This window comes from Polynucleobacter sp. Fuers-14 (genome assembly GCF_018882045.1).
GTDB lineage: Bacteria > Pseudomonadota > Gammaproteobacteria > Burkholderiales > Burkholderiaceae > Polynucleobacter.
In genome coordinates this window covers 116,192-128,639 of record NZ_JACVPG010000003.1, presented here as the reverse complement: position 1 = coordinate 128,639, position 12,448 = coordinate 116,192, and the positions used below count along the sequence as shown (strand labels likewise).

Annotated in this window: 12 protein-coding genes and 1 tRNA gene; 6 read left to right on the top strand and 7 right to left on the bottom strand. The window is 44.5% G+C overall.

All coding sequences use genetic code 11. The features are described 5' to 3' along the window. Position 1 precedes the first annotated feature (1 nt). Entirely contained in the window at positions 2-301 is a 300-nt protein-coding gene (locus tag ICN40_RS01370; RefSeq protein WP_216241527.1) for a hypothetical protein, read from the bottom strand. Between the two features lie 546 nt (positions 302-847). On the opposite strand from ICN40_RS01370, the gene ICN40_RS01365 reads away from it, so the two are divergent. The 4 genes from ICN40_RS01365 to ICN40_RS01350 all read left to right on the top strand — a co-directional run bounded on the left by ICN40_RS01365 (position 848) and on the right by ICN40_RS01350 (position 4,772). Next, positions 848-1,393 carry a hypothetical protein gene (locus ICN40_RS01365; protein WP_216241526.1) on the top strand — a complete coding sequence of 182 codons (546 nt, stop codon included), beginning with the start codon at positions 848-850 and terminating at the stop codon, positions 1,391-1,393. A gap of 326 nt (positions 1,394-1,719) precedes the next feature. Then, positions 1,720-2,964 carry a site-specific integrase gene (locus ICN40_RS01360; RefSeq protein ID WP_216241524.1) on the top strand — a complete coding sequence of 415 codons (1,245 nt, stop codon included), beginning with the start codon at positions 1,720-1,722 and terminating at the stop codon, positions 2,962-2,964. 144 nt (positions 2,965-3,108) lie between these two features. Beyond that, entirely contained in the window at positions 3,109-3,465 is a 357-nt protein-coding gene (locus ICN40_RS01355) for a helix-turn-helix transcriptional regulator (protein WP_234397328.1), read from the top strand. Then, complete coding sequence (locus tag ICN40_RS01350; protein ID WP_216241521.1) at positions 3,465-4,772, top strand: type II toxin-antitoxin system HipA family toxin; 1,308 nt, start codon at positions 3,465-3,467, stop codon at positions 4,770-4,772. Before ICN40_RS01355 ends, ICN40_RS01350 begins: the two co-directional genes overlap by 1 nt. A 29-nt stretch (positions 4,773-4,801) precedes the next feature. Here the strand turns inward: ICN40_RS01350 and ICN40_RS01345 are convergent, their stop codons facing one another. The 4 genes from ICN40_RS01345 to ICN40_RS01330 all read right to left on the bottom strand — a co-directional run bounded on the left by ICN40_RS01345 (position 4,802) and on the right by ICN40_RS01330 (position 9,462). Next, positions 4,802-5,569, bottom strand: coding sequence for a metallophosphoesterase (locus ICN40_RS01345; RefSeq protein ID WP_216241519.1), 768 nt, complete (start codon positions 5,567-5,569; stop codon positions 4,802-4,804). A 529-nt stretch (positions 5,570-6,098) separates the two neighbouring features. Continuing rightward, positions 6,099-7,568 (bottom strand): Fic family protein, encoded by a 1,470-nt coding sequence (locus ICN40_RS01340; protein ID WP_216122720.1) that lies wholly within the window; start codon positions 7,566-7,568, stop codon positions 6,099-6,101. 476 nt (positions 7,569-8,044) lie between these two features. After that, positions 8,045-8,139: transfer RNA gene (locus tag ICN40_RS01335), tRNA-Ser, on the bottom strand. Between the two features lie 72 nt (positions 8,140-8,211). Beyond that, the gene (locus tag ICN40_RS01330; RefSeq protein ID WP_216241517.1) at positions 8,212-9,462 is read right to left on the bottom strand and encodes an aspartate kinase; all 1,251 of its coding nucleotides are present in this window, start codon (positions 9,460-9,462) and stop codon (positions 8,212-8,214) included. Between the two features lie 171 nt (positions 9,463-9,633). Between ICN40_RS01330 and ICN40_RS01325 the strand changes: the two genes are divergently transcribed. Next, positions 9,634-9,918 carry a hypothetical protein gene (locus tag ICN40_RS01325; protein WP_216241513.1) on the top strand — a complete coding sequence of 95 codons (285 nt, stop codon included), beginning with the start codon at positions 9,634-9,636 and terminating at the stop codon, positions 9,916-9,918. Then, entirely contained in the window at positions 9,912-10,205 is a 294-nt protein-coding gene (locus ICN40_RS01320; protein ID WP_216241511.1) for a type II toxin-antitoxin system RelE/ParE family toxin, read from the top strand. Before ICN40_RS01325 ends, ICN40_RS01320 begins: the two co-directional genes overlap by 7 nt. Here ICN40_RS01320 and tilS read toward each other — a convergent pair. Both tilS and ICN40_RS01310 read right to left on the bottom strand, forming a co-directional pair. Further along, on the bottom strand, positions 10,195-11,508 hold the full coding sequence (tilS, locus tag ICN40_RS01315) for a tRNA lysidine(34) synthetase TilS (RefSeq protein ID WP_216241509.1): 1,314 nt from the start codon (positions 11,506-11,508) through the stop codon (positions 10,195-10,197). The two genes, ICN40_RS01320 and tilS, sit on opposite strands and share 11 nt — an antisense overlap. Next, positions 11,474-12,445: an acetyl-CoA carboxylase carboxyltransferase subunit alpha gene (locus ICN40_RS01310; protein ID WP_215360100.1), complete on the bottom strand. Its 972-nt coding sequence runs from the start codon at positions 12,443-12,445 to the stop codon at positions 11,474-11,476. The genes tilS and ICN40_RS01310 overlap by 35 nt, the downstream gene beginning before the upstream one ends. Between the last annotated feature and the right edge of the window lie 3 nt (positions 12,446-12,448).

Sequence of the window (12,448 nt, the reverse complement as noted above, 5' to 3'; positions counted from 1 at the left end):
CTTAAGAGCAGTACTTACCCTCTAAACCTCTTGCATCCGTTGTCTTATCGTCAACCATGAGGTTCAAAGTCTTTTGCGCTAGCTCGCGATTCTCTGGAGTCTTGAGGCTAGCGTTAATTAATGTGGAAACATCCTTGCGGATTGAAGTGTTGCCGTAACGCAGACCCTTCAAGGTAGATACCGCTTCAGCAGATATCTTGCACTGCTGATTGACTAACTCAGAAGAATCTGACGGCGATGTATTCGCATAAGCGAATGCAGCAACAGTGATTGTTACAGCTGCTAATAGAGTCTTTTTCATCTTAGTTCCTTATTTTGTGACCACACGTTGGACAACAACCCACTTCTTTCGCCCTTGTCTTTCTGAGGGCGGCGTACACACTGGATTCTGAAATCTGCATCTTTCTGGCCGCTTGAGCAGCGGTCATGCCCTTCCCCACCCACTCCAAGGCTTGATGTGTTTTCGGTACCTGTCTCTTCATTTCATCTCCCAGTACCAACACTATATCATAACTTCTGAAGTTGTGAAGTTGTGAAGTATAAAAAAGCATAGGGAGCTACCCTAATAAAAAGATATGGAGGCGTTAACTGAGCTTTACCGCCAAGAACGCCTCTAGGCAGCTTTAGTGTGAGAGCGTGAACAAGGCCGCTAATATCCAATTTATTCGGAGAACAGCATTGATGAAGCTTGTTCCGCCAGGGATAAGGAGGTCACATGGGTAAATCTGGCACTGCGTGGGAACTGGCGATTGATGGCGCGGTATGACCGGAAAATACGTGCAAGCCCCAGAATTGCAGCCCCTAACCAAAGGGATAGTATGATTTGATGATTCTCTAGGAGCTTTATATGTATCGAATCATCTATCGAGTTGTTCTATTGCTGGCAATAAGCGGGCTAGCTGCCTGCAATATGAATGATAAAAAAATTAGCGGATGGGAATCCAATGATGTCTATCACTCAACCATCATTACCCCCAACTCAGCAACCGGTGGAAAAATCTATCAAGGCCCTCCTATCAATACGATGGATGAGGCTAATACCTATGAAATGTTTGGCCTCAGAGCTGAGCAGCCTAAGCAAGGCGCCAAGACTTATGAGCTCAATGCGCAATTAACTTATTACTCACAATGGCGTTATTACGACTCTGCAATGCTAGAAAACACTCCTAGCACTACATTTAAAGTTGTAGGTAGAGAAGCTGGCGCATGCGGAGATAAAGGTTGTATCTTCAGGGAAGTGGTATCTATTCAAATACCTGAGGCATTCCTCAAAGACAAAATGAAGAAAGGTTTCATCATCACTCTATCCGCCAAGAATGGTGTGAAGACTGAGCTCTTTGTACCACCTCAATATATCCAAGGTTATATGCAGGCTGTGAACGGGTTTAACTGATGTTCTAGTGGTGGGTAGGATGGTGGGTACAAGCCATATAGAATAGAAAAGCCCCTTACGGGGCATATTCTATATGGGTCGCAAGAAGCACTTGGCGGAGACGAGATCAAGATTTTGACCCTCCCACTAAGTCTACCAATGTCCATTAAACCCTTTACCTATATGCCTCTGAAGGTAGACCCTACTCCCAAGTAATCCATTCAAACTTACTAAAATCTAAGTTTCATTGGTAAGCGAGATGGTTAGAAACTATGGGTATAAATAGTGGTCGAGTTACATTAAAAGAACTGAAACTAAATAAATTTACTGCGAGGGGGATTCTCGCTATGAACCAACCTGGATGGTATGCCGATCCTGAGACCAGAGGTTTATATTTGCGGGTTTTTGAAGGGGCTGATGGTCCATCCCGAAGCTGGCTCTATAGATTTACCAGTCCGGTTAGCGGTAAAAGACGGGCAATGGGGCTTGGATCCGTAGAAATTTGTTCATTAGCCAATGCCAGACAAAAGTCTCTAGGCCTCAGAAGAGCCATTTTTGATGGGATTGATCCCATTGACCAGCGCCATGAAAAGAAATTGGGCGTAAAGGAATATGATCTCAATTCCATCACCTTTCAAGAGGCTGCTAATAGGTGCATTAAAACGAAGGAAGCTGAATGGTCAAACTCAAAGCACAAAGATCAATGGGTAAGCACCATCAATACTTATGCACTGCCAATCATTGGAAAAATGAGGGTTGATCAGATTACTACTACTCATTTAGTTAAGTTACTTGAGCAAGAGATCAAAAAGAAGAATGGTGAGGTAGAGGGAACTTTCTGGAAGGTGAGAACTGAAACTGCAACAAGGGTACGTCAGCGTATTGAGGTAATTCTGGACTGGTGTAAGGCTCATAAATATATTAGTGGTGACAATCCTGCTCGCTATCAAGGCGCTCTATGCCATCTGCTACCTAAGGCCAACAAGATCAAGAAGGTTGCTCACCACCCTGCTCCTCCATTTAAAAGGATCGGTGAATTCATCAGCGATTTACGAACTCATACTGGCTACTCTGCCTATGCGCTTGAATTGCTGATTCTTACTGCTACTCGTACCGGTGAAGTCATCGAGGCTAAGTGGGCTGAATTTGATTTGCAAGCTAAGGTCTGGACCATCCCCGCTCATCGAATGAAAGCTGGTAAGGAACATCGCGTTCCACTCAATAGAAGAGCCATAGAAATCCTCGACTATCTGAAGACAATCAGAGTGAACTCCTATTTATTTCCTAGCTCTCTTCATAAAGAGCGCGCTCTATCCAATATGGCCCTGCTCTCCATGATGAGAAAGATGCCTAAGTACGCAGACTTCGTGCCGCATGGCTTTAGATCTACATTTCGTGACTGGGCGGCCGAGACTACTGAATACTCAAATGAGACTGTCGAGCTAGCTTTAGCGCATACGATTCAGAATAAGGTAGAGGCGGCCTATAGAAGGCAAGATCAGCTGGAAAAACGGGTTTGCTTGATGAGCGACTGGGAGGGCTTTATAGAAAGACACATGGAGAATCTGTCCGGTAAAGAGGTGTCCCTTTGACGGAATTACAAGCCTAAATTTTCTACTGTAAACCATTAAAAGACTTATAAATAAGTCATTAAAATACTTAAAGACTCATTTATGAGTCATATTTATTGACCTATGGAGTATAAACAGGTATATTAACGTCTCATACTTAACAAAATGCATGAGGCAACTATGCGCGTAGATCAAGAACTGACCCTAGCATCAAAGCAACTTGGCCAATCCGCTGAAATAGCGCAATGCCTTGTTTCTTTGCGTCTTGCGCGTCGTGTTCGCCAAGGTGAAGCAGCAGTCCGTGCCGGCCTATCTCGCGCTACTGCCCAGCGCATTGAAAAGGGTGATCCTGGTGTAGCCATTGGCGCGCTCCTGCGTTACTTAGATGCAATCGCTCCAGGCATGAACTTATTGCAACTCTTAAGCGGAGATGATCCTGCGATCATTGCTTTAGAGCGTCGCTCACGTCCACAACGCGTGCGTGATTTAAGTGCAGCGGAAATGAAAGCGCTTGATTTCTGATGGCCAATACCACTAAGGATCTTTTTGTCTTTGCCAATCTTGATGGCGAATTTATACCAGCAGGTCAACTGCAAGTAGATGAGGAAGGCTCAAGACTTATTGCCTCTTCATTTGCTTATGGCTTGCGTTACTTAGATAGGAGCAACGCACAAGAAGTGGATCCAGTCGCTCTTAGCCTTAGGAGTAAAAGTGAGATCAAAGGTAAACGCCTCATTCCACCTAACGGCTTAGAGGCTTTTGGTGGAATTCGGGATGCTGCTCCTGATTCTTGGGGAAGAAGAGTGATTGAAGCTAGGCTTAAGGTTCCAGCCAATAGCCTTCCAGAATCAACCTATCTACTCGAAGCGGGCAGTGATCGTGTTGGGGCTTTAGACATTCGATCTTCTTTAGATCAAGAGGAGCGCCCTGCTCACGAAAGTATTCACAATCTGTCATACGTACTCGAGGGTGCGCAAAAGATTGAGGCGGGCTTGCCAGTGTCAGAAGCACTATCCAAAATTTTGCTTGTGGGTAGCGGTCTTGGGGGCATGCGCCCTAAGGCAAGCGTGCGCGATGATGAAAACATTTTATGGATGGCCAAGTTCCCAGGTAACACAGATGGCGCTTTAGATGTACCAAGCATTGAATACGCCACACTCAAACTTGCGCAGTTAGCCGGTCTTAATGTAGCGCAAACTCAATTAGAACAGGTTGGCAAGAAAAAAGTGTTGATGGTCAAACGCTTTGATCGCTCTTGGACTGCTTTTGCTCGGCCAGTAGAAATTCGTCATCATGTCGTTAGCGCCCTCACCTTAGTTGCCTGTCACGAATCAGAATCCAATACAAAAAGCTATATGGATATTGCGGATGCCATCCGCAGATATTGCGTGGTTCAAACAGTCAAAGCTGATATTGAGGAACTATATGCACGCATGATCTTTAATATTTTTGTTAGTAACGATGACGATCATCTACGCAATCATGCATTCTTATGGAGCCATGCGCTTAAAGGCTGGAGCCTGAGCCCACTCTATGACGTGATGCCTCATGCAGTCATTGCAAGTGAGCGTTATCAACATCTAGGCGTTGGACCACAAGGTAAATTGGCCACACTAGATAATGCCTATGGTGCCAAAGAGCGCTTTGGCCTATCCGCGCAGCAAGCAAGCACCATTATCGATCGTGTATGGCGAGTAACTAGACAATGGAAAACACACTTTGAAAGCCTTGGAATTGCTGCAAATCAAATCGAAGGAATCTCTCTAGCCTTTAGGCATATCGATGATATTTGCAGCACTGAATTAATCAAGACCCTAGCCAAAAACTAAGCTCTCATTATGAAGCGCATGGTGGGTAACTAGATTTCAATTATTAAAGATGGATTAAATGCTGGGTTTTCAGCATGGTTAGATCGCACATAACCGCGAGGATTACAAACCACCCTAGTGCCATTCATTTGATAATCACAGGAGTCATGCGTATGCCCATGAATCCATAGAGACATCCTTCCAAAGAGATGGGCTAACTCGGAGGCAAAACAGGCGGATAGTAGATCGGGCTTATAGCGCTGTGCAACCGATAACATTGAAGGTAGGTGATGGGTAATCACTACCGTCTTGCCATCAAACGGATTCTCTAACTCTTTTTGCAGCCAAGCCAGTGACTTTTCATGCAATTGGATAGATTTTTTTGGAGAAAAATTTCTACCTCCGTCACGGATTCTTCTGAAGTCATTTAAGTAAAGCTCGCCATACGATAAGCATTTAGATTTTAGATCTTCACCAAATAATAAAAAGTCCGTCCATAAAGTAGCCCCTAAAAAACGGACGGGGGTATTTAACTGCGAATCATGTAGCTCAATCCCATAGTCATCTAGGAAATGAATGCCGTTTTCTGCGCATGCATTTTGGATGTCCTCAATGACATGAGAACGCTGAGAACCATAGAACTCATGGTTGCCAGCCACATAAATGATTTCTTGATCCGGAAAAGATTTCCTGGCCCAAGTTACACCTTCCGCGCGAAGGCCGATATCACCCGCCAGAACGATAACATCTGCCGTATTTGATGCAGGGGTAAAGTCAGCAAACTCTAGATGTAAATCACTCAGTACATGAAGTTTCATAAATTGGATAAGACACGATCTTGGTTTTTATATTGAAATCTAGTGTATTCAATAAATTAACCATGCCACCAGGATGTAATAAGCGATTGTTAGCTTAAATCGCATTAGCCACACATATGAAATGCAATACTGTTTGAGTGGTAAGCGTACTGGTAAGCGGGAGTGATAAAGAAAAAGCCCCGGTTAGGGGGCTAAGTCTATGTTGCGTATAGCAAAAAGAGGAAAAAATGCCAAAAGTGCTGGCGGAGACGAGATCTAGGTTTTGACCCTCCTGTCATGTGCACCAATGTCCATTAAATCTTTTATATATATGGCTTAGAAGGTAGACCCTACTCCCGAGCAATCCATTCAAACTTACTAAAATCCATGTTTTGCTGGTAAGCGGGATGGTAAGCAAATGATGGCCTTACATAGTTAGGATGCAAGCCAAAAGGTCTGGGAAGATTAAACTTCAGGCAACTGAATTACCCAATTTATCATTGCGCCAGCCCTTGGGTTGACCTTGATAGAATTAGCGAGGCTTTTTGAATCAGTCCGCTATCTTCATATATTCAGCTTCAATTGCATTAAATATTTCTTCCGGCACCGTTGCAGAAAATTTCTTACGACGGTTAGCTGATAGCTTTCCATTTTGTTCCATGCAGGTCAAAATTAAGGCGTTGAGATCCTTGCCGCGTATATCAAACTGACTATCAATAGCACGGTAAATAAGGTCATACTTTGCCAAGAACTCGGTCTCTTCTCTTAAGTCCTTTTCCAATGCTTGCTTGGCCATCTCCAATCCAAAATCAACACAGGCAGTGGCATTCCAATAGCGATATAAGGAATCATTTGATTTGAATGTCATTTGATATTCATCACCATCAATCCAAATAACTTCCCAGCGCTTGCGAGCAGGTTCAGAAAAGCTCTTTAGAGCGGTTAGATATAAATCTTCATTCCGCTTCATCGCAATGGATACTGGCAATAGCAGGCCATTCTTTAAAGCGCCAGACTGGCATATTGCATGATGAAATAAAAATCTGGACAAACGTCCATTTCCATCCATAAATGGGTGAATGAAAACAAACCCGAATGAAATAATTGCAGCTGCAACCAAGGGGTCTATCTGCTTTGGCGAGGCATTAGCAAAATCTACCAAACCCTTCATCAAGTCATTAACAATTTCAGGTGGTGGCGGAATATACGTTACGCCAGCAGCACCACGTAACGGACTACTTAACCAATTCTGCTCATGCCGATAATGAACGGCCCTATCTAATGGGTTTGTAATGGCAGTGTTTTGCAATCCAACCAAGTATTCTTCATTCAATTGAGGAGTCAGATGTGCTTTTTTAAGCAGCTCTACAAATGCTTCTGCTTTAGTTGCGCTTGGTGTTTCATGCTCAATCTCAAAAGAACTTTTGGTCTCGCTTAAATAAGCCCATGACATTGCCCTATCGGACGCGGCTCCACCAAGCTGCGATAGAAATTCATTTGCCTTCTGGAGGATGTTGGATTCAAGCAAGCTATTAATACGTGCGGTTCGCTCAACAGTTACGCAGTAATCCAAAGAACCCAATCCATTGAAATGAACCCGCCATTTAGCATTGCGTATGCTTGGACCGGTAATGTATTTTTTTGGGTCAAATAAATTGGCCATTGGCCCTGTAATTACTGGCGCGCCCTTTAACTCTTGCTTATTAAAGGCTTCCCACAAAAAACATGCTGTGCGTATATAAACGCCTGTTGGCGATTCACTAATGGCAGCCAGCATCTCTTGGGCCGGGATTTTTCTTAAGGCCTGCGATAGCAGCTGAAGATTAACCCCCTCATGCTTTAGTGCAAACAAAAGGTGGCTTAGTGGGCGATCATCTTTAGGGGCTACCTTTGCCGGTATCAACAATGCGCCCTGAGTGGGCGTTACACTGGTTACCGAGGCAAGGCGTGCGGGTACCAGAGGATCAAAAGCACTGAGATCTAACTGACTTTTTACTCGTGAGTAGCCTATTTCACTCATATTTCCCTCAAGCTCCGCTTTTTCGTTCGAATGGTTATTTTCCCATACTTTTTCTTACATATACACACTTTTTCTTACGATTACACATATTTAAATACTTTTTATTACATTTTTTAATAGATTCCTACATTTTTAAACATATCCTCACTTTTTCCTACTAAATAGCTATTTAAATTATTTTTTACTAGTGGCATCGAGGGCCTGAATTCACCTTGAAAATGCAGTTTTCTTAATATGCCACCTACCAGGCGCAACATGTCGAAAGCACCTGAGATATCCATATTGCCTAAATTTTGAGCAATTTAAACCATTAGGTTTTAGAGCTAGATTTGGCAACTAAGCTCTAGAGCATCCCAAAACAAGCATTGCTTGGGTGGTAAGCGTACTGGTAAGCGGGAGTGATAAAGAAAAAGCCCCGGTTAGGGGGCTAAGTTATTGATGCATATAGTAAAAAAAAGAAAAAATGCCAAAAGTGCTGGCGGAGACGAGAGGATTCGAACCTCCGATCAGAGTTTTAGCCCCGATGCTCCCTTAGCAGGGGAGTGCCTTCGACCAGCTCGGCCACGTCTCCGTACTTCTTACTATTACAACGCCCCACAGTTTAACGGATAACCGCTCCTGAGGGGTTTATTACGCTTTTTACTTACTTCTGATCCAGCTCAAATGCCTTGTGCAAGGCGCGTACAGCCAATTCCATGTATTTCTCATCAATGACCACAGAGATCTTGATTTCACTGGTGGAGATCATCAAGATGTTGATGCCCTCTTCTGACAAAGTGCGGAACATCTTGCTGGCGATACCAACGTGGGAACGCATACCTACACCAACCACTGAAACTTTAGAAACCTTTGGATCGCCAGAGATTTCTTTTGCTTCGATGTGCGCCTGCACAGTGTTCTTGAGCAAGTCCAATGCTTTTTGATAATCAGCACGCGGCACCGTGAAAGTAAAGTCTGTTTTACCTTCAACTGATTGGTTCTGAATAATCATATCCACATCGATATTGGCATCCGCAATCGGACCAAGAATTTGATATGCAATACCTGGACGATCAGGAACCCCAAGAACGGTAATCTTCGCTTCATCACGCGCAAAGGCGATACCGGAAATAACTGCGGCTTCCATAGTGCTGTCCTCTTCAAATGTAATCAAGGTGCCCGACTTCATTTCGATGTCTAAAGGCATCAATGGGTCTGTCAATGAAGACAGAACCCGGGTTTTAACTTTGTACTTGCCTGCAAACTCAACTGAACGAATCTGCAATACCTTTGAACCTAAGCTTGCCATTTCTAGCATCTCTTCAAAGGTAATCTTATCTAAGCGACGTGCATCTTCGCAGACGCGTGGGTCTGTTGTGTACACACCATCAACGTCTGTGTAGATCAAGCACTCATCGGCTTTTAGAGCTGCCGCCATCGCCACCGCTGATGTATCAGAACCGCCACGACCTAATGTGGTGATGTTGCCGTTCGGATCGACACCCTGAAAACCAGTAACCACTACAGCACGACCAGCGTTGAGATCAGCCATGATTTTTTTGTCATCAATGCTCTTGATGCGCGCTTTGGTAAATGCGGAATCCGTATGAACAGTTACTTGCCAACCAGCGTAACTCACTGCATCAATACCTTCATGGATTAATGCTAGAGCTAATAAGCCAGAGCTAACCTGCTCACCCGTAGATGCAATTTGATCCAACTCGCGTGGGCTTGCATCCGGATTAATTTCTTTTGCAAGGCCAAGCAAGCGATTGGTTTCGCCTGACATAGCCGATGGCACGACCACCACTTGGTGGCCAGCACGCATCCATTTAGCTACGCGTTTGGCAACATTGGCAATGCGCTCTGTTGAGCCCATTGAGGTGCCGCCATATTTATGAACGATGAGAGCCATAAAAACCGTCTATTTAACTATCTGTGACAAGGAAATGAATCCTTGGAGGTCTAAAAAGGGCTTATTTTACAGGGTTTTGTAGGTCTTTAAGACCAAGCTGTTGACTTTGTCGTATGAGGCAGTTTAGGATGGTGTTACTTTAGTGTTACCTTTCTGATCCTAGGACCCTCCATGAGCCCTGTTAGCACGACCTCACTCAAACTTCCAGATGAAATCAAGCTCCAAGCGGCCAATGCTGCCAAAGATCTTGGCGTTACTACTCACGCATTTATGGTGGAGGCGATTAAACAAGCAAGCATTAACGCAGAATTACGGAGATCTTTCCTAGAAGACGCTAACAATGCTCGCAATGAGGTTTTACAAGAAGGTAAAGTGCATGACGCTGATAAAGTTTTCAAACATTTAAAAGCGCGTATAGCCGGTAAGAAGTCAAACTTGAAAGCGACGAATTGGTAAGGATTGTTTTCTCCCCAAAAGCCTTACATGATCTTGAGCGACTGACTGACTTTTTAATTGAAATTGACAAAAATACTGCTTTAGCTACTTTAGAAATTATTGAGAGCGCAATTCAGATTTTGTCCGAGCATCCTTTTATAGGTCGCACCTGTGATGCCTACATCAGAGAATTAATTATCTCCCGCGGAAAATCTGGTTACGTTGCGCTCTATAGTTTTGATGAGGCTAAAGATACGGCACTCATCTGCGCGATACGCCATCAAAAAGAATCTGGCATTACACCTTAGACCAAATAGGCAACACCCGCCTGCCTGAGGTAACGAGATGCGGATAACTAAGCCCAATTCCAGCTACAGCGACTAACTCATCACCGATATAGAGCAAGGGTGCCTGGCGCTCCCAGGGCGGCACATCGGCCTCCTGGTAGAGGTTTTTGAGGGTTTTACGGGGTGTCTTGGGCTTAATCTGAATCTTCTCCGAGCCTAGGCGCTCTCTGAGGGTAATTTGATTAGTTTCTTGGGCATTCTTAACCCAATCCGCTGGTAACCCTAATTGCTTGGAATTAGCCGGCAATGATTTGAGAACCCAAAGCCCTTCCTCGGGATTTGCAACTTGCAGTGCCCCACGCCATAGATAGATTTTTTTGTCGTCATGCAACCACTCTAATTTGGCATCCGCTTTAACCGTAGCAAGATCACGCCACCAGGCTTGTAGGCGTTCTTGAGATGGCATGGCCAACTGTTGAGTTTGGAACCAATAGCGCAAGACATTATTGGCTGCCGGTAAGTCATCCTTAGCTAGCGCTAGCAATGGTGCTGCTTTCACCTGACCCTTATTCAGAATGCTTTTGCCATCTTGTATTGCTAATCGGTTAAGTAGTGTTTGTGCCTCACCTAGTAAAACAGCACTACGCGCCATATTGGCCAATGCTTCCGGTTGAATCTTTTCTAACTTGGGAATGATGTCTTTACGAATCGCATTGCGTCTATATTTGCGATCTTGATTACTAGGGTCTTCAATCCATTGGAGCTTATGCTCTTTTGCATAAGCCTCTAGCTCTTGCCTACTTTGATTTAAGAGTGGTCGCCAAAGGGTGAGACTTTGATTAGTAGCGATTCCCCTAGCTTGCGGCATACCTGATAAGCCCGCCACTCCAGAGCCCCTCATTAGCTGGAGCAGTACCGTTTCAGCCTGATCGTTCTGGTGGTGCGCGAGCAGTAAGTCTTCAATGCCATACTCTTCACACAGGTCGGCTAGCGCCTCGTAACGACCTGCTCTTGCCCTTGCCTCAACATTACCCTGCTCATTGAAATTATCCAAATGCAGAAGACGGAAATCAAAATGGATCTTATATTTTTTTGCCAGCTTCTCACAAAAGATTAACCAGTCATCCGCTGGCTTTTGTAAACCATGATGGATATGGAATGCGTAGATTTGGTCTTTGGTTTGGTTTTTGTTTTGTGTTGTTACTTTAGCTTGCGCTTTACAAACCGTGTCAAGCAACACAACCGAATCGAGGCCGCCACTGAGGGCAACCGCAATTCGTTTTCCTGGCTTAGGACTTTGCTGTGATTTCCTTGAACTTGCCATAGCTCATCAAACGCTCATGACGACGCTCAAGCAATGCGTCTACTTTCATGCCATCAAAAGTTTTTAAGGATTCAGTAAGCGCTTTGCGCATATTACTCATCATATTGTCGTAATCGCGATGCGCACCACCAATAGGCTCGGCAACGATCTTATCAATCAGGCCCAAAGCTTTTAAGCGTTGCGCTGTGAGACCCAGTTGCTCAGCCGCCTCAGGCGCTTTATCGGCAGTCTTCCAGAGGATAGATGCACAGCCCTCGGGAGAGATTACTGAGTAAGTGGAGTTCTGCAACATTAAGACCACATCGCCCATCGCAATTGCTAACGCACCACCGGAACCACCTTCACCAATAATGGTAGCGATGATTGGAACCTCAAGTTCTGCTTGCACAAACAAATTACGGCCAATCGCTTCAGACTGATTGCGCTCTTCCGCATCAATGCCAGGGAATGCCCCAGGAGTATCTACAAAAGTAAATACCGGAATGCCAAACTTTTCTGCAAGGCGCATGAGGCGCATTGCTTTACGATAACCTTCTGGTCGACTCATGCCGAAGTTTCTGAGAGCACGCTCTTTAGTATCGCGACCCTTCTGATGACCAATCACCATACAAGGCTGATTTTCAAAACGGGCTAATCCAGCAATGATCGATTGATCATCCGCAAAAGTGCGATCACCATGTAGTTCATGGAAGTCGGTAAATAAAGCGCCAACATAATCCAGGGTATAAGGACGCTGAGGATGACGCGCTACTTGAGAGACCTGCCAAGGAGTCAAATTGGCATAAACATCTTTTGTTAACTGCTGACTTTTTTCGGCAAGCGTTTTAATTTCATCGGAGATGTCTACCGATGACTCGTCTTGTACAAAACGCAGCTCTTCAATCTTTGACTCTAATTCGGCGATTTGCTGCTCAAAATCCAGGAAAGTCGTTTTCATAGT

Bases quoted from the DNA above. Each gene is read 5' to 3' on its own strand.
- ICN40_RS01370 (WP_216241527.1), bottom strand. From the start codon at position 301: ATGAAAAAGACTCTATTAGCAGCTGTAACAATCACTGTTGCTGCATTC.
- ICN40_RS01365 (WP_216241526.1), top strand. From the start codon at position 848: ATGTATCGAATCATCTATCGAGTTGTTCTATTGCTGGCAATAAGCGGG.
- ICN40_RS01360 (WP_216241524.1), top strand. From the start codon at position 1,720: ATGAACCAACCTGGATGGTATGCCGATCCTGAGACCAGAGGTTTATAT.
- ICN40_RS01355 (WP_234397328.1), top strand. From the start codon at position 3,109: ATGCATGAGGCAACTATGCGCGTAGATCAAGAACTGACCCTAGCATCA.
- ICN40_RS01350 (WP_216241521.1), top strand. From the start codon at position 3,465: ATGGCCAATACCACTAAGGATCTTTTTGTCTTTGCCAATCTTGATGGC.
- ICN40_RS01345 (WP_216241519.1), bottom strand. From the start codon at position 5,569: ATGAAACTTCATGTACTGAGTGATTTACATCTAGAGTTTGCTGACTTT.
- ICN40_RS01340 (WP_216122720.1), bottom strand. From the start codon at position 7,568: ATGAGTGAAATAGGCTACTCACGAGTAAAAAGTCAGTTAGATCTCAGT.
- ICN40_RS01330 (WP_216241517.1), bottom strand. From the start codon at position 9,462: ATGGCTCTCATCGTTCATAAATATGGCGGCACCTCAATGGGCTCAACA.
- ICN40_RS01325 (WP_216241513.1), top strand. From the start codon at position 9,634: ATGAGCCCTGTTAGCACGACCTCACTCAAACTTCCAGATGAAATCAAG.
- tilS (WP_216241509.1), bottom strand. From the start codon at position 11,508: ATGGCAAGTTCAAGGAAATCACAGCAAAGTCCTAAGCCAGGAAAACGA.
- ICN40_RS01310 (WP_215360100.1), bottom strand. From the start codon at position 12,445: ATGAAAACGACTTTCCTGGATTTTGAGCAGCAAATCGCCGAATTAGAG.